A 17,601-nucleotide genomic window follows, 5' to 3' on the forward strand; every position below is an offset into this window, starting at 1 on the left:
TCGCTCGCCAAATTTTACTTCACATTCACTTGCTTGACGTCACTGCCGACACGCACAATGTATGCCCCGGCACGATTCATCGTCATATTAAAGTTGGCATCATCAACAACACCGGACTTGATGACAAGCCCCTGCATGTCGAATACAGCGTAGACACTCCCCTTGCGAGCATTCATCACCTGGATATCGCGGCCAACCATAGCCACACTGAACTGCGGCCGAGCGCCCTTCAATGCAATCGACGCCTTGCCATTCGAAGAACTTGATTTAGACTTTTTACTAGAAGAACTCGATTTTACAGAACTAGAGCTCGACTTTGCCTTGCCAGAACTTGAACTTTCAACATTTTTACTTGAACTCGAAGCGTTCTCCTTCACAGAACTGGAGCTTGAATTTGCCTTACTGCTTGAGCTAGACTTGGCATTACTTGAGCTCGAAGAACTCAAATTCTTCAATTCAAAGCTATAGAGAATTTCCCCTTTAAGCTTGCTGTCACCAGCAAAATAAGCCGGATTACCATTAACCGTAAGAAGCTCATCATTAATCTTACGAGGATTAGCAATTTTCCAAATATTCACCAGACTATCATCAGCACAGTCCCCTTCAATAGAGGCTTCAATATCGAAATACATTAAGTAATTACCTTCTTTCAAGGTATCTTTAACAAGCTTGCTATCTAATTCAATTTTTTTATAAAAAGGGAAGAAGCACTCATTCGGGCCTCCTATTTTAACATCCTTTATAGCCCCATCCAGCTCCAAGCCTTTAATTGTATAAGCAAATTCAGGATCCGCAGTAGCAGCATACACAGCTTCTACAGTTGTATTTTCTGTAAGATTATCCAAGTTTCTACTCCAGCCAACAAACTCCAAGCCCGCATGAGTAGGCGGTTTCGGAGCAGTCACTGGTTTACCCACCACAGCTTCAACTTCATCAATGACGGATTTATTAACGAAATCAACAAACGTAATTACCATCATCGGAATTTCTTCGTAGACAGCATTTACCTTAAATCTAGGCTTATCGATATAGGTAAATTTCTTGTCCCATCCCTTGAATTCATACCCTTCACGAACAGGATCTTTCGGAGCAGTCGCCGATTGACCATAACCGACACGCTCCGTTTTCAATACAGCTCCATCATAATCAAGGAAGTCGACTCGGTACCAACGATAAGGGAATGATACGCCATTTTTATAGTAGGTGATTTTCCAATTTAATTTCTTGACATCCAAATCATTTACAAGAACAACTGGCGTCTCGTTTTTTACATATAGGAATTTCCAAATATTGACTAAGCTGTCATTTTTGCACGCCTCTTTATCATCAATATCAATTGCAATGCTTAAATCATACAACCAGGCATCAGAATCACCTTCTTCATATTCATACTCATTATATTTGTCAAACTTTTGGTTAGAGACCACAAAACATTCATTAGGGGTTTCAATATTCACATCGGAAGCTTTCACAGCAGTCTTGAAATCCTTTACCGTAAAACTATATACCGGTTTGTCTGCGGCCTCAAAAATTGCATTCACAATCGTATTCGCCCCATATTTAATATCGTTAAGATCCTTATCCCAGCCCTTAAACACAAGACCTTTATGAGCAGGATCTTCCGGAGCCACAAAAGTTTCTCCTTCATAATACTTTTCAGAAGAGCCTAAATCGCTACCATCGTAATCAAAATAGAAGTATTTATACCATCGACGTTCCTCATAATCGGCCACAATGGTAATAGCGGCATTAATGGCGGAATAGTCCTGTTTCCATCCAGTAAACTTGAATTGTCTAGGCACAGGGAAATCTTCTGGTGGCGTTGCAGACAAGCCCTCCAATACCTTTTCTTTCTTCAAAGTCACCCATTTTTCTTCTAAAGAAAGTCCTGTAAACTCAATCTTATATCGCGTTACTGTGATTCCTATTTTTCCATTTACATTTCGTATGTAATATTCACCTACACCGTCAAAAACAACTTTTATTTTATTAACGTCTTTTACTTCATTCCAGATTTTAACCAAATTATTATCGGCACAGCCCTGCTGCGTATTATCAACTGAAACATATGTCTCAAACAAGTCGGCAGCACCATTAGGAATAAGTTCTTGCTTGGTTATAACGAAACACTTATTCGGAGTTTTAAATTCAATATCATCTATAGTTTCTGCAGTAGCAAAACCTTTCAAAGAGAAATTAAAGGTATCATCAGCAGCCCAAGACATAGCGCCGGCGCAAAGCAACAACACAAAAATACGGCTCATAGCTTTATTCATTTTTGCTCCATTTGGATGGTCATAATAACGTTTAAAAGTTTACATTTTTATCACACAAATATAACAAAAATACACCAAGCATCAAAGATGATATAAAAAAGCCCTGGGTAAAACCCAGGGTTTTCGCGTTTATAAAACAAAGGCCGGACAACAGTCCGGCAAATGTTAATTACTGATTCCAGTCGTCGTGAGAGTTTTCAGGAACAGGAGCATCTGGAGTTTCACCCGTCACTACCGGAGATGTCATAATCTTGTCATCGACCGGCTTTAGTTCCGGAGCGGCAACACTGGAAGTTTCTTCGGACTTTTCAGAGATATCGACATTGCCGATGTAGTTGCGGATAATGCGCGGCGTCACAAAGATCACGAGGTCCTTCTTCGTGATGGACTTGCGGCTATACTTGAAAAGGTTGCCCAAGAGCGGAATATCCTTGAGGAACGGGATACCGCTTTCGCTTTCGGTGTTTTCGTTACGGGTAAGGCCACCGATCACAACCGTTTCACCGTCAGCCACAACCACCTTGGTCTTTGCTTCCTGGGTCGAAATCACGACTTCGCCCTTTTCGTCATAGCCATAGGAGTTGTTTTCCGGATGGAGGTCGAGCAAGATGCGGTTGTCGCCAGAAACATGCGGCGTCACCGTGAGCTTGATACCCGTTTCCACCATCTTGGTCGAAGATTCACCGCTATCGTCAATCACGCGGATGGAAACCTTGTCACCCATGAACACCTGAGCTTCGGTGTTGTCGAGCGTAGAAACCTGCGGGCTGGCGAGCACTTCCGTAGAAGCATCACCCATCAAGTTCGAAATGGCGATCTGGAGATTGTTGTCGAGGAGGCTTGCCGTAATGGCGGTATTTGCCTTACCCACAGCCGGAGAAGTTCCGTTCGGGAAGGACTTGATAGCACCACTGATTCGGCTGGAGTTGGCAGCACCGGCAGTTCCAAGAGCGGCTGTACCAGGAGTAAGCGTAGTGGTTCCCACAGCTGCAGTCCAATCCACACCAAGTTCACGGGCAAGTTCACTGTTCACGACAACAAGCTTAGCCGTAATCATGATCTGGAGCGTTTCAACGTCAAGTTCGACAAGAGCATTGCCCATCTGTTCGATCTTACTTTCGGTATCGTAAACAATGATGGAGTTCGTACGTTCCACAACAGAAATCTTGCCGCGGTTCGACTTCATGCTTTCAAGCACCTTGACAAGTTCATCAGCCTTGGCGTGGTGCACCTGGAAGTTCTTACGGACAAGAGGCGCATTCTGTTCGGCCTGATTTTCTTCGTCGGCAAGCTTTTTCTGCTTTGCCTGATAAGTGCTCAAGCGCTGGATGGAAATGTACTTGTCCTGAATCACCCACGTGAGGTCATTCATATTACAAATAATGTCCAAGGTTTCCTGCCAGGTCTTCTTGGTCACGCGCAAGCTTATTTTGCCCTTGACATCCGGGGCAATCAAGATGTCCACGCCAGCAATCACCGACACAGAGCGGAAAATGGCTTCGTAGTCCATATTGACGAAGTTAAAGTCATATAGCTTCTTATTCGGGGCTACAGAGCCTTCGGCAGGAGCAGCCCACGCGGTCGCAAAGCTTGCCACCATGATAAGAATCGTCAGAATTTTAGTCAGCTTTTTCACTTTTGACCCCCAAATTTATCGGGAAGACCCATAGAGTAGCGACGGCTCACCCCGAATTCCTGAATCAAGAAGAGCACATCAGTTTGTGTAATTTTAAGAACTTTTCCATTCATGATCTTATCGCCTTCTTTAATCGTATAAGACACGCTCGGATTCTTGGATTCGACGAGGATAGCCACCGGCTCCTCGGCTTCCCAAATAATACCCACCAATTCAACCTGGTCGATATTGATACCTTCTTCGACCAAGCCCTTGATTTCAACAAACGGGTCACGACGACCAAACGAACTGTAAGTCACGCGGTCTTCATAAAGTTCATCAAGGGCGCTTCCACCAGGCTTCATCCCCTGCGTGAGCATTTCACCGCGTTCCTGGTCCACCTTCTTGAGGCGTTCCATCTGCACAGCAGAAAGTTCATCGGTAAAGCTTACCGCACGGCGATTCACATAACCAATCTTGTTGCCCACCTGCACCTTGCGATAAAGGCCATTCAAGTCCATGTTCACTACGCGGTCACCAAAGACTACACGCTGCAAGACCTGAGCCTTTTCACTGGGAGAAGCATACAGTTCAGTTTCATCGGCAACGACAATCAATTCACGCACAACAGGACGCAAGTGGAATGTCTGCGAACTAGCCACAACCTTCTTGCTTTCCTTTTCGTAGGTTTTCACGAAGTCCGAGAACTCGGGAGCGGCATCCGGAGACTTCATCCAGTCTCGCACATAAATACCATTCGGACGAGCACTCCAGAAAATAAAGCCATCGCGACGGATTGCGTTTTCAGCCGTCTGCAAAATCAAGGCGCCTTCCTGCACCAAGATAACTGGGCGAGCTCCCGGAGAAAGCTGGATGTTGAGACCATGAGCATCCCAGAACACAGACTTCACAAGGGAACCTGCACTCACCTTGAATACCGGGGACTTTTCAGGGCCCTTCATCGCAACCGTAATCAAAAGAGAGGGGTTCGGGTTCGAGACATCGCTAATGCTCAAGCGCGTATTTGCAACCAGTCGGAACTGCTCCATGCCAGAACCGATAAGCACGGTCATTTCCTTCAAGCCAGGAAGCAATGCAGAAGCATTTGCTTCTGGTGCGACAACCGACGCCATCTGGGCGGCAGCCTTTTCAGCAGCCTTTCTCTCCTGCATAGCCTTCTTTTCGGCGGCTTTGCGTTCTGCAGCGAGGCGCTTTTCTTCTTCCTGAGCTGCCTTGCGGTCCAACAAAGCTTGCTTTTCGGCAGCCTTGCGTTCTGCGGCAAGGCGCTTTTCTTCTTCGCGGGCCGCCTTTTCTGCAGCCTTCTTATTAGCAGCAAAAAGCTTAGAGAGAGTCCAGGAATTGCCCTTCTTGCCAGCAAACTTCAAAAGGAAGCGAGACTTGTCGAGGGCAATCGCATTTTTATCCGAATTGATCGATGCACCCACCGGCATGCGGATCATCAAGAAATTCATGCCGCGATACAGCTCCTTGGTAACGCTCATGGAGCGCACGTACGGAGAAGCGCCATCGATGTCATAATTGCCAAGACCAAGAGCAAAGTCGGATTCCGAAAAACCGACGAGCAACGTCTTGGAGGCGTTATCGTATTTTTGGAAGAATGTCGGCAAATTCTTGTCAGAAGCAAACTGGAATTCCATCTGGCAATTCTTTGCGCAATTAAAACGGACATCCTTAATCAGCGCCGCCTGCAAAGCAACGGCACTAGACAACAGCATAAGAAGGAACTTGCATTTCATTATTTGCCAACCTTCTTGGATGTATAAGTGGTCAAGTTGAAATTCACCGACATGGTAATCGGAGTCCAACCGTGAGTTTCAGCTTTCTGCACTTCGGCAGCGATGCCGGAATAGCGGGAAAGTTTCAAGTTCGTAATAGCCGTCGGGTAATTGAAGTTTGCAATTTCAGCAAACAGGTAACCGAGCATGTGATAACCGGAATTGACCGCAATGGAATAACGGTTTTCAATGTAGTGTTCCCTTTCAGAACGGCCTTCCGGATTGAACTTCTGGATTTGCACGCCGGAACTGCGGAGCACTGAATAGAGGTCCTGCAAGCGCAGCGGCACCTTTTCTTCTTCCGGGAACATTTCCTTCAGCTTCTGGAAATCCTTTTCGGCCTGCACCAGTTGCATTTCAAGTTCTGCCACGCGATGCTTCTTGGAATTAATCTTGTCCAATTCCTTCTGTGCAGAGATTCTCTGGCTTTCCAAACTTTCGTATTCAACCTGGAATGGATCCCACACATACGTGTAAACAGAATACAAGGCCAAACAGATAATAACAATCGTTACTATGCAGTATATGTTCTTCTTGTCTTTAAAGTCAATATTAAGGTTGCCCATATCACCCCTCCTCTCCAAGGTCTTTCTTGAGTTCGACCTTGAGTGTAAAGCTATAGGCTTCATCGCCATCAACCTTTGTCGTGGAGATAGAGACGAGCGAAACTTTCTGTACGCTGACCTGCTTTTCGAGCTTCACCATGTACTCAGCCACTTCGGAGAAGTCAAACGTCGTCCCCTTCATTTCGAGGTTGAATTCACTCACCTGCGAAACGCTCAGGAGCCACATATTCGGAGGCAAGACCGAGGAAATGTTTTCGAACAACACCACCCAGCGCTTTTTGCTAATCTGGATAGACTTGAGCGCATTGATCTTGGTATTGATAATGGACTGGTTCTTTTCAAGTTCGCTAATTTTCTTGAGCAACGGACGTTCACGTTCCACAGCGGCACGCACAGACTGAAGTTCGGCTTCCTTGCTAGAAAGCTCCTGCAGCGTGTATGCATAAGTGAACAAAGCCACAAAAATTGCAAGAATGAAAAAGACTGTAGGCCACACCACACGGCGGTCCGTAAGCCAAGTCAAGTCCTTTTGCTGCTTGCGATGTTCGCCAGGCAAAAGGTTGATCGTAATTGCAAGCGCCTTGTTAGCGCCTTTATTCTTCTTCGTAGCCATTAGAACTTCCTCATTGCAAGTCCCAAAGCCGGGGCGTAAATGTTAGACAAGGCAACAGACATGCCCTCCTTGTCGACCACGCTGGAATCGCATTCCACAGAGCGGAAGGGGTTCACGGTAGCCGTTTCTATTCCGGTCTTTTCGGCAATATATTCCAAAAGCCCCGGAACAGAAGCTCCACCGCCACCGATCAGGATTCTTTCGAGCGGACGGGAATCTTCCGCAGAAGAATGATAGCGGATACCAAAGGTTATCTGGGACATGAGTTCTTCGAAAGCGACCTTCATGGCGTCTTCGAGAACAGAAATAGCAACGCCTTCAACAACCTTCAGGTCGTTCTTTTCGAACATTTCATGACATTTTTCGGCAGAAATATCAAGGCTAGAAGAAAGCTTGTTGATAATAACGTTTAGCGAACCGCCATTCATGGATCGCACAGAGTGGAAGGCGCCATCCTGGATAAAACCGACGCTCATCTTGTTATCACCGATATTAAAGATGGCGGTCGTCTTCTTGCGTTCCTCTTCGGACGCCGTCATCACAAAGGAATTCAACAGACCAAAAATATCGACATCCAGCGCCGACAGTCTAATGCCCTTGCGCGTAAAGAACTGAGCCCAGGAATCAAGCATCGAGCTCTTGGCAGCGACCACGTTGACCTTGACCTCATCGCCTTCGCGAGACACAACCTCGTAGTCCAGAACGTTGTCCTGGTCATCGAACGGCGGACGGGACTGAGCAGTCTGAACAATAATGGCGGCTTCATTTCCGTTTTTCGGGACCTTGATCGAGAGGCGGTCCACGAGCACACCACCTTCACCGGCACCGCAGTTCACCGAGGCAACCACATCCACATTCTCATCAATCGGGTGGCGAAGCAGCAACTTGGAGAATGCCTCGCCCAACTTGTCGAAGCCATCCTTCTCTTTCTTCGCCCCTTTTTCTGCAGTCAAATCTTCGGAATCACGTCTCTGGATAAGACCATTGATGATGGAGCCCGCAGGTACGGGTTCCAAATCCACTTCGCGCACAATTCTTTTACCGTTAGCATCATGATAGACCTTAACGTACTTGATGCTGTAGTGGCCAACATCTATGCCAACAGTTTCGCGCTCTCCACGAATTCTAGCAATCAATCCTAAAGCCAAAATAAACTCCGATAGGAAACAATACTATGTAAATTTTACTTTCATAAACAGCGAATGTCAAGCGAAAAATCAACTCTAAATCACATAAATCTAAGTTGTTACGCGATTTACGCCATTTGACTCCGTTTTTTTCGGGTTCGCCTTACGGGTTGCCTCAAAAATGTACTGAAGAACACGCTCCTGAGTCCAGGCATACGAGCCCGTAAATACGGCAGCGATGGAATTGTACAAGGGGAAATTGGGGTTTCGGTGCCCCAGGTTGTTCAAAACCTTGACATCCACATTCTGTACGCCAAACGTCGGAAGTTCAAAAGAAATGGAGAACTGCTGGTCCGGTTTCACGTCTTCGGTAAGGCCAAGCAGAATACCACCAGCAGACAAGTCATAAAGCATGCCCGAGTGAACCTCGCCGTTCGGGAATGTCGCCGTCACCGGGAAATCAACAACTTGACGAACCCACTTACGCAGCTGTTCCTTATCGAGTTTATCACTGTGGGTAAAGACAACTTTGTCTGGAGTTGCAGCAAAAACAGACATCCGTATTGAATATACGGCGTCATTCATACGGGTCCAGCGGATGAGCGCATGAGAGCCTTGCAGCGCCTTGGCATTAACGGCAGAACCGTCAATCTTTACGCTCCAAACCTTTTCGGTACGTTCGAATATCGAAGCACGCTTAAACGACTGACCATTCTCGAATTCCAAGTCTACCTTATCCCCAATATTGAACTGCCTAGTCGAGCAGACCATGGACAAGGGATTCGAACCTGTAAAGTCCATCTTGCGCCGGAGGCCGGCAATCGCTTCAAGCGTCTCATCGCGGACAGAGAATACATTACGGATGCGATAAAATTCCGATACGGCAGCTTCAAAGAGTCCAGAAGAATTGAGCACGGCGTCCTTGTTTTCGAACTTGGACGAACGAACCAGCTTTTCTAGAGTACGCACTTCCTTGGGCGTAAACTCAAACGCCTTGATCTTCTCGTCGAACGCTTCTGTACCAAACATCACTTCATTTTCGCGACGGTTGTACATCAGCTGCATTTCAATCAGCACAAGCGCTACAAACGGAAGAACCGGAAGTATGTATTTCTGGAAAAAATCCCAAACTTCTTGAAGCTCGCTAGGCATCAGACCTCACTACAGCTCAGTCCATACACCATTGATATAGCTTGCGAGGATGGACGACGGGAGTTCCTTACCTGTAAGCGGAGAATTGCAGACGTGGCCTGCAAAGTCGCTTTCGAGAACCTTGTGCGTCTTTTCCGGAGCAAGCACCACCACGCTTTCGCCGGCGGATTCGGCACCAGCCAAACGAGCAGGAGCAGTCGAAAGGAGTTCGATAGCACGAACTTCGCCGACACTTGCCACAAGTTTGTTCCAAATAGCAGGGAGTGCGACTTCCAAGGAAAGAGCACCCGGCACGGAATCTTCGAAATTCACAACCGTATCCTGGCGGAGCACCGGCGTGTGGTTCACGCTGATGGCATTGACGGTTCCATCGACAACACCCTGCCACAAGGCTTCGCGGTCTGCAGCCGAGCGGATCGGCGGGAGGATATGGTATGCGGAGTCGAGCGTTTCGAGGCAGGAATCATCCAGGAGCAAGTGGTACAAGTTCACATCGCAAGTGACATCGATACCGTTCTTGCGGGCGTTACGGACAAGTTCAAGAGTTTCACCGCAGGTGACTTGTTTGAAGTGTACCGGCACTTGGAGGAATCGAGCCGTTTCGAGAACCGTGTAAGCAGCAATCGTTTCGGCAATGCGCGGAATGCCCTTCATGCCGAGCATGTCGGAATAGGCGCCTTCATGCACACAACCGCTGTGGCGGAGCGTCTTGTCCATCGGCTGGAAGAAGAAGCGCTTGCCCGTCATCTTGCCATATTCCATAGCGAGGCGGAGGAAGCGGGAGTGCGGAATCACGCCATTACCGTCGCCAAAACCAGCGACACCTGCTTCGGCAAGCTCGACCATTTCGGCCAAGCTATCCGTGCCAAAGCCCTTGCTGTAAGCACCGAGGAACTTGATATCGAAAGCATCTTCGCCGCGTTCTTCGGACTTGAATCGGTTCACCATTGCAGTGAACTTGTCGGCATCGTCAATCGGGTTTGCAGCACTTTCGTAAAGGCCACCGTAAAAACCGCCCTTGCGCATGGCATCAAAGCCATCGGCAAACGTATAGACGTCATCGCGGAGCGGTTCCATAAAGTCAAGGCCAAGGCCAAAGAGGGCCGGCATCACAAGCGCACCGTTGCAGTCAAATTCAACCGTTTCGGACGTTTCGCAAGCGTTCAGGCGAACTTCGCTCTGAAGTTCAAAAGACTTGCCGTTCCAGAACTTTGCATTTTTCAGAACGACATTCACAAGACGACCCTTACAAGGTTTACGCATTTTCATTGTTGCGACCTCCAGCCAAAAGGAAGAGAACGGCCATACGGACGGCGACACCGTTGGTCACCTGATCAAGAATTACAGAATGTTCGCCATCGGCGATATCGGAATCGAGTTCCACGCCGCGGTTGATTGGACCCGGGTGCATGATGATGACCTTGTCCTTAGCGCATTCGAGGAGTTCTTCCGTGATGCCGAACGTATTGCGGTATTCACGCATGCTCGGGAGGAGTGCGTCATCCATGCGTTCTTTTTGCAAGCGGAGAGCGATGATGGCGTCGGCATTGGCAACAGCCTTCTTCACGTCCGGTTCCCACGTCACATGGTTCATGAGGTCTGTATTGCGCGGCACAAGCGTCGAAGGTCCGCAGAGCGTCACGTGAGCGCCCATCGTGGACATGCCCCAGAGGTTACTGCGGGCGACACGGCTGTGGCGGATATCGCCAATGATCGTCACGTTCTTGCCTTCGAGCGTTCCAAGCTTTTCTTCGATCGTCAGCATGTCGAGGAGAGCCTGCGTCGGGTGTTCATGGGCACCGTCGCCAGCGTTCACGATAATGGCATTGCTGTTGTCCGCAAGGAACTTCGGCACGCCCGTTCCCTTGTGACGGACGACCACGATGTCAATCTTCATGGCTTCGATGTTGCGGAGCGTATCGACGAGCGTTTCGCCCTTCTTGACGCTGGAATTCGAGCTTGCAAAGTTCACCGTATCGGCGGAGAGGCGCTTTTCGGCAAGTTCAAAGCTGGTGCGCGTACGGGTGCTGTTCTCGAAGAACAAGTTCACGACCGTCATGCCCCGGAGGCTCGGCACCTTCTTGACCGGGCGTTCGAGAATTTCGCGGAACTGTTTTGCATGGTCCAGAATCAGACGGATATCATGCTTGGACACTCCACGAAGTCCAAACAGGTGTTTAATTTCCAAAGCGCTCACTTTACGCCTCCACTTCTACGAGATAAACGGAATTTTCTTTATCAATAGGTTCAATCGCCACGCGGACTTCCTGATTCCTAGCGGTTTCGACCGTAAGCCCCACACAATCCGGAGCGATCGGAAGTTCACGATGTCCGCGGTCCACGAGCACGCAAAGGCGGATTGCAGCAGGACGGCCAAGGTCCAAGATGGAACGCATGGCAGCCAAGGCCGAACGGCCCGTGTAAAGCACGTCATCTACAAGGATGACCGTCTTGCCTTCTACCGAGGCCGGCATTTCGGTAAAGCGCATTTCTGTCGCCACCTTCTTGCGGTAGTGGAAGTCGTCACGGTAGTACGTGGCATCGAGGCTACCCATTTCAATGGGCTTGCCAAATTTCTGAGAAAGACGCTCGGTGAGCTTTTTTGCCAGCGGAATACCGCGGCTAGCCATGCCGAGCACAATCATGTTGTCAGCGGACGGATGCATCTTCGCAATCTTCGCCGCCATCTCGTCTAGCGCAAATTCCATCGTCTGCGCTGTAAGAAGCTCGCTTACTTTTTTGCAGTTATCGTTCATAAAACAGTCTTAGTTATTAATCGTTAGTCTTCAGTCTATTAATTTCCTGACCATATTTTTAGGTGAATGTAGTTTTTTTAGGGGCTATTTGCCTCTGCGAGTTGTAAAACACCCCCTTAATTTTATATATATAGGCAAAAAAACACTAGTTACAGGAGCCCCAAATGGCATTTAATCAGTTAGACAAACCGCAGGCAGGCGAAACCATCGCCATCATGAAAACCAACCATGGCACCATGAAACTCCGCCTTTTCGAAGAAATCGTCGGCGAATGTGCAACAAACTTCATTGAACTTGCAAAACAGGGCAAGTACGACGGCGCTCCGTTCCACCGCATCATCAAGGACTTCATGATCCAGGGTGGCGACTTCACCCGTAGAAACGGCACCGGTGGCCACGCCGCCAAGGGTCCAGGCTCTACCATCGGCGACAAGTACGACAGCCGTCTCACCCACGTCCGCGGCGCTCTCAGCTGGGCAAAGACCTCCATGCCGCACTCTATCGGCAGCCAGTTCTTCATCGTTCACGGCAACAACGTCCACTTCCTCGACCACGAACAGTGCGGTCCGGGCCCGGCTGACGGTTACTCCGTATTCGGCCAGCTCTACGAAGGCTTCGATGTGCTCGACAAGATCGCCGGTGTCGATACCGACCGTATGGACCGCCCGTACGACGACGTAATCATCGAATCCGTCACAATCGAAAAGGCTTAATAGACAAAAAGCCGGTCTTTACGCGATGTCATCCCCGCCTCCGAGCGGGGATCTCTTTTTTTTAAAACAATTTTGAAAAAAAATTTCAGTTTTTTCAAAATGCACCCTTGACACGCACAACAACTCATTCTATATTTGTGCGCGTCCTCGGGGTTATAGCTCAGTTGGTAGAGCGCCTGCATGGCATGCAGGAGGTCAGGAGTTCGACTCTCCTTAGCTCCACTAAAAAGACTCGCTAAAAAGCGGGTCTTTTTGTTTTTACCCTGTCATTATAAAATAATATTTTTGTATTTTATTCAACACTATGGTCAGGCTTACAAAAATTTCGTCACTCTTACTCTCCGCCGGGTGTGCTTTTAGCTTTGCCGGCACAGGTTCAAACACCGTCTGCGACGCATCCAAGATGGACGCATTCGCCTATGAGGACTGCATTGCAGTTCAAAGAGGAGCAAAGCTTGACAACACGGATTTTTCAGAAAAAGCCGCCCCACCACCGGAACTGATTTCCGAATCGTACGTAGAACCTTTTTCGTACGATCCTTTCAAACGCGATGCTTATTTGACATCCTCGTTTGGTGAAAATCGCGGCACGCGTTACCATGCCGGCATCGACTACTCCACGCAAATGGAAGAAGGCTGGCCCATCTACGCTCCAGAAAATGGTTATGTCAGAGAAATCAAGACTTCGCCATTCGGTTATGGTAAAGTCATGTTCTTCGAAGGCGAAAGCGGCAAGACCTGGGTATTCGCCCACCAAAGCAGCTTCACGCCTGCCATAGAAGACCAGATCAAGCAAAAGCAGTACGCCACCAAGAGTAACGACATTTCCATCAAGCCGAACACCAGATTTCGCAAAGGCGACACACTCACATTCGCGGGAAGTACCGGCATCGGGAATCCCCATTTGCATCTTGAAGTCCGCCTGAACAAAGACGACATCACTTCGCCATGTCAGCTCGGCGTCAAATGCCTCGACACCATCGCACCGCAAATTTTCGGAGTTGCCGTATGGCAAGGCAATGAACTAGCCCTCACTACAGACAACTCACTCCGTAACGGCTGCGTTGAAACGCCCGTCAAAAACGAGTTTAACTTGTCCATGGCCATCAAGATTGCCGACTATAGCCGTGAGCCCAAGGAAAACCCAATGGCCATCCGCCGTTTGGAAATGTGGCGCTACGACGAAAAAATTTACAGCAAAGTTATGGATACCCTCAGCTATAAAAAGATGATCGATATCCGCAACGAGCTCCTTTGGGCCGAAGAAGCCGACACTGCAGGCGACTGGCATTACATTAACGCAAAGCTTGGTCCCATCTCCACATACAGGCTCGAAATCGAAGACTTTAGCGGACACATCATCAAGCGCGAATTCAACTTCCATCAGTCCTGCAAGGATAACGGGAAAATCATCCTCACGCAATACCAGAACACTCCGCTATACACTTTCTTGAGCAAGAGCATGCTTGACATTTATCGTTGCGAATCTGGATACAAATTCACAGCCCTGAATAAAGATGAGCAAGTGATCAACAACGACCTCTGCAAAATATTTGACCACAACAAGCCGCTCCCGATTGGAAAAATCGTCGAGACGTTCCCCGAAACAAGATTCATCCGATATAGCGCAGATGCCGCCGCCACAGGTACCGGACGCAGCTTAAATGAACTTATTTCAATTTACCCCTATGGCAAATACAAAACCAGCATCAACTGGTATACTAAAGTAGGCAACGTTAAAATTTCACAGAAAATTTCGGGTATTCCGGTTGTCGGCGACACATCACAACGAGTCCTCGCCGTTACGCGCAACCAGACCGACAGCATTGATTTTTACGAATTCCATCCGAAGGGATTGCAATTCTATGGCAAGTGGAACGTTTGTATTGAAAACGAAGACAATCCAGCACCGCTCTACTGGCTTGGCGAAACGACTCGCCGTTGGTTCTACTTCGAAAAGCAGACCGGAGGTAAGAACCGTTGCGCTACGACAAACGAACTTAGAGATCTCGCTAACATTTCGGATGAAGACGGTATTTCACTCGGATTCCCCTATTGGGCAGAAACTCTCGTCGGAGGCATGTACCAATCCGCTCTTAAGATTCCGCTTTATTCTAAATACGCCGGAATTCCAGACGGAAACGCCATCAACGTCAAGTACAAGAACAAGTGGATTGCCGCCGAATACGATTCTGAACCAAGAGAGATCATCATCCTTGGCGATGCACTCCCCGATGCAGGCGAAACAATTACGCTTGAAATCACGGACGATTCCAAGCGCAAAATCAAAAAAGAGATTGCCGTTCCGGGATTTTAAAGATCGCGATAAAGCGTGAGGCGGCGCTTGCAGCCGAGCGCAAGACGGATGAGGTCACGAATTTTGTCGTTCAGGCGCGGGAAATCCACCGGATGGACGGCAATACGCGGTACGCCGAACGGGATTTTCAAAATGCCTTCGGCATAGACAAACGCAGCCTTTTCCGTTGACTTCGGGATGCCTGCAAAGCTCGCCACTGGCGATGCATAGCGGACACCTTCGGCAGTCGTAAGCGAAAAACGGTCTTCGTACAACATTTTTTCTGCACGGACTTGACCCGGCAAGAATTTGTTACTAAACCACGTTGGCGGAACAAACGCAATTGGCGCATCCGCATTTCCGTTTTCATCTGCGAATAGTTTTTTCCAAGAATCTAGAGCCGCTTGCAAAAGGCGGCTCGATTCGTACTCGGAAAGCCCAGCGAATTCAGCCTCGCCACCCGTGAGGTTCATGCCCACAAGCCCCGCATAGCTGCGGCCCTGGCTGAATTCTGCCTTGTGCTTAAAGCCATGCTGTGCAAGTTCAAAACCTTCGGACTTAAGCTTCACGAGAGCCACGCGGAAATTTTCAACAGCTTCGTCCGTAGCGTTTTCCGTATCTGGAATCACGAGTAAGCTAAAAGGGCCTCCAACCAATTCCTTGAGTTTTTCAAGAATCGGGGTCACTTTCTGGTAGTTCCAGACGCTAAAATCATGAAAACAAAGGAGAAAACGCTTGCACATGGTTGTGAAGATAGTAATAGTTCAGCCAACTAATTTACTACATTTACCTTACTATGTTCGAATCTATCATTCTCGGCCTTTTGCAGGGCCTCGCCGAATTCCTCCCCATCTCCAGCTCTGGCCATTTAGTGCTCGGGCACGAACTTTTAGGCATGAACGAAGCAGGCATGTTCTTCGATATCATGCTCCACGCAGGCACGCTGCTTTCGATCTTCGTGGTGTTCCACAAGAAGATTACGGACATCATCGTCGGTTGCCTCCGCCGTGACCGCGACCAGCTCCGCGAAGCAGGCTATATCATTCTCGCGAGCATCCCGACAGCCATGATCGGCCTCGGTTTCAAGGACGCACTCGAAAGCCTGTTTGAAAACCCGCGCGCAGTCTGCGTTGCAGAACTTTTCACCGGTCTTTTGCTTTTCACATCGCAGTGGGGCCCGACCGGCGCCAAGCACCCGAATAACGAAGGCGTCAGGATGAACTGGTGGCGCGCACTCGTGACCGGCACCGTACAGGGCATCGCCTGCATCCCGGGCATCAGCCGTAGCGGTTCGACCATCAGCGCCATGATGTTCATGGGCGTGAACCGCAAGTACGCCGGCGAATTCAGTTTCCTCATGAGCATTCCGGCCGTTGGCGGCGCAGCCCTCCTCGATTGCATCAAGTGGATTAAGTGCCAGAGCATGACTCCCGAAAAAATGATTCTCGATCCAGAAAAGGCATTGAAATGCGTTGATGCCGGCGGATTCACCCCGGAACTTTTGGTCGGCATGATTGTCGCATTTGTCTTTGGAATCATAGCCCTCAAGTGGCTCATGAACTTTGTCCAAAAGGGCAAGTTCCAGCACTTCGCCTGGTACGTCTGGGCGGTCGGCATTCTCGGATTGATTTTGCTGTAATAGACTTTATATGCAAAGCGCCCGTTCACAGGATTGTGAGCGGGCGTTTTTGTTTTAGAAAAAATTTGGTATTCAAAAGAAACTTGTTAAGCAAGACTCTTTATTTGCCATTTCTAGGATGAATGTCTTCTTTACGAACTTTGAAGAGCTCCGCAGCTTTTTCAGGAGTCAGAATACCGGAATCGACCATAAGTTGAGCATCTTCACGACCTCGATCATCTTTCCCTTGCAGGTAAGCCCCTTGTTTCTCGTAAAGTAAATTCGTCATTCCGTCAACCTCATTCAAAAGAGTTTCATCTGTGTACCCAGTCAAAGATACATCTTTGACAAAATCCTTGTCAAGAAGTCTAGTCAGTTTTTCTGCAGGAATCTCCTTTTCTTCGAGAACAGCTCGGAAAATTCGAAGCATTTCCGCCCTATTTGTTGTTTCCCGCTGTTCGGGCTCCGTTCGATCATCAATTGCAAAAAATTTTTCCACTTCCACGAAATAAACATCCAATTTTTCATAAAAGAAATGGCGATTTCGTGCGAGTTGGGAATGGTGCAGGTAAGTATTTCTCTCCAATGGGAACTGGTTTTCGGTCAAAATCGAAAGCACGTAGATGTGCGGCAAGTTATAATCTTGCGATTTTTTGACGGTTCTCGAAATCACACGTGACGTGTAGTAGATAAGCCTATCGACAAAAAGGGTGTTGAAATTCTGCTGAACTTCAATAAGAACTGGATTGCCCGCTTCTGTAGTTCCGTATATGTCGAAAATCGCAGTCTTGTCATTAAGAACTCCGGGATTCTCGGGAACTCCAAAGGTAAAAGATTTAATGGCATTTTCTCCGTTCAAATCCAGCATGGCGTTCAGAAATTTTACCGTGCGCTCGGGCTTTACTTCGTTTGCCATGAGCATCTTAAAAATGCCATCGCTGAAAGGATAAACGTTCATGTAGTTTTTTCGATATTCCGCCAAATGTTCAGGATGTTCGTGAAGATCCTTGACCATGGCGAAAAATTCATCTCGTGTCATAATAATACCTCCATTAAGTTTGGAGGTTCTAATC

The 17,601-nt window shown here is 48.2% G+C and carries 15 protein-coding genes and 1 tRNA gene; 4 read left to right on the forward strand and 12 right to left on the reverse strand.

What is annotated here, in order from left to right; genetic code table 11:
• Positions 1–14: 14 nt before the first annotated feature.
• From CRN95_RS01395 to pyrR, 10 genes are all read right to left on the reverse strand, one after another.
• Entirely contained in the window at positions 15–2,276 is a 2,262-nt protein-coding gene (locus tag CRN95_RS01395) for an InlB B-repeat-containing protein (RefSeq protein WP_097019893.1), read from the reverse strand.
• 169 nt (positions 2,277–2,445) lie between these two features.
• Positions 2,446–3,912, reverse strand: coding sequence for a type IV pilus secretin PilQ (pilQ, locus tag CRN95_RS01400; protein ID WP_088630234.1), 1,467 nt, complete (start codon positions 3,910–3,912; stop codon positions 2,446–2,448).
• On the reverse strand, positions 3,909–5,648 hold the full coding sequence (locus tag CRN95_RS01405; RefSeq protein ID WP_088630235.1) for a hypothetical protein: 1,740 nt from the start codon (positions 5,646–5,648) through the stop codon (positions 3,909–3,911). The genes pilQ and CRN95_RS01405 overlap by 4 nt, the downstream gene beginning before the upstream one ends.
• Positions 5,648–6,253, reverse strand: a complete 606-nt coding sequence (locus CRN95_RS01410) for a type 4a pilus biogenesis protein PilO (RefSeq protein ID WP_088630236.1) — start codon at positions 6,251–6,253, stop codon at positions 5,648–5,650. Before CRN95_RS01410 ends, CRN95_RS01405 begins: the two co-directional genes overlap by 1 nt.
• A 1-nt stretch (position 6,254) precedes the next feature.
• The gene (locus CRN95_RS01415) at positions 6,255–6,866 is read right to left on the reverse strand and encodes a PilN domain-containing protein (protein ID WP_088630237.1); all 612 of its coding nucleotides are present in this window, start codon (positions 6,864–6,866) and stop codon (positions 6,255–6,257) included.
• Positions 6,866–8,014, reverse strand: a complete 1,149-nt coding sequence (pilM, locus tag CRN95_RS01420; RefSeq protein WP_097019894.1) for a pilus assembly protein PilM — start codon at positions 8,012–8,014, stop codon at positions 6,866–6,868. The genes CRN95_RS01415 and pilM overlap by 1 nt, the downstream gene beginning before the upstream one ends.
• A 90-nt stretch (positions 8,015–8,104) precedes the next feature.
• Positions 8,105–9,145: a PilZ domain-containing protein gene (locus CRN95_RS01425; protein WP_097019895.1), complete on the reverse strand. Its 1,041-nt coding sequence runs from the start codon at positions 9,143–9,145 to the stop codon at positions 8,105–8,107.
• A gap of 9 nt (positions 9,146–9,154) precedes the next feature.
• Complete coding sequence (locus CRN95_RS01430; protein WP_235002806.1) at positions 9,155–10,408, reverse strand: dihydroorotase; 1,254 nt, start codon at positions 10,406–10,408, stop codon at positions 9,155–9,157.
• Positions 10,401–11,342, reverse strand: a complete 942-nt coding sequence (locus CRN95_RS01435) for an aspartate carbamoyltransferase catalytic subunit (RefSeq protein WP_012820097.1) — start codon at positions 11,340–11,342, stop codon at positions 10,401–10,403. The genes CRN95_RS01430 and CRN95_RS01435 overlap by 8 nt, the downstream gene beginning before the upstream one ends.
• A 1-nt stretch (position 11,343) precedes the next feature.
• Complete coding sequence (pyrR, locus tag CRN95_RS01440; protein ID WP_073424570.1) at positions 11,344–11,901, reverse strand: bifunctional pyr operon transcriptional regulator/uracil phosphoribosyltransferase PyrR; 558 nt, start codon at positions 11,899–11,901, stop codon at positions 11,344–11,346.
• 164 nt (positions 11,902–12,065) lie between these two features.
• On the opposite strand from pyrR, the gene CRN95_RS01445 reads away from it, so the two are divergent.
• The 3 genes from CRN95_RS01445 to CRN95_RS01460 all read left to right on the forward strand — a co-directional run bounded on the left by CRN95_RS01445 (position 12,066) and on the right by CRN95_RS01460 (position 14,931).
• A complete protein-coding gene (locus CRN95_RS01445) occupies positions 12,066–12,614 on the forward strand; it encodes a peptidylprolyl isomerase (RefSeq protein WP_097019897.1) in 549 nt (182 codons plus the stop codon).
• Positions 12,615–12,763: 149 nt separating this feature from the next.
• A tRNA-Ala gene (locus CRN95_RS01455) sits at positions 12,764–12,836 on the forward strand.
• Positions 12,837–12,918: 82 nt separating this feature from the next.
• A complete protein-coding gene (locus CRN95_RS01460; RefSeq protein WP_097019899.1) occupies positions 12,919–14,931 on the forward strand; it encodes a M23 family metallopeptidase in 2,013 nt (670 codons plus the stop codon).
• Here the strand turns inward: CRN95_RS01460 and CRN95_RS01465 are convergent.
• The gene (locus tag CRN95_RS01465; RefSeq protein WP_097019900.1) at positions 14,928–15,653 is read right to left on the reverse strand and encodes a polysaccharide deacetylase family protein; all 726 of its coding nucleotides are present in this window, start codon (positions 15,651–15,653) and stop codon (positions 14,928–14,930) included. The two genes, CRN95_RS01460 and CRN95_RS01465, sit on opposite strands and share 4 nt — an antisense overlap.
• A gap of 53 nt (positions 15,654–15,706) precedes the next feature.
• Here CRN95_RS01465 and CRN95_RS01470 point away from each other — a divergent pair, with 53 nt between their 5' ends.
• The gene (locus CRN95_RS01470) at positions 15,707–16,549 is read left to right on the forward strand and encodes an undecaprenyl-diphosphate phosphatase (protein WP_097019901.1); all 843 of its coding nucleotides are present in this window, start codon (positions 15,707–15,709) and stop codon (positions 16,547–16,549) included.
• Between the two features lie 100 nt (positions 16,550–16,649).
• Here CRN95_RS01470 and CRN95_RS01475 read toward each other — a convergent pair whose 3' ends face one another.
• Positions 16,650–17,567, reverse strand: a complete 918-nt coding sequence (locus CRN95_RS01475) for a PD-(D/E)XK nuclease family transposase (RefSeq protein ID WP_097019902.1) — start codon at positions 17,565–17,567, stop codon at positions 16,650–16,652.
• Between the last annotated feature and the right edge of the window lie 34 nt (positions 17,568–17,601).

Origin of the sequence: Fibrobacter sp. UWB16 (assembly GCF_900215325.1) — a bacterium.
GTDB lineage: Bacteria > Fibrobacterota > Fibrobacteria > Fibrobacterales > Fibrobacteraceae > Fibrobacter.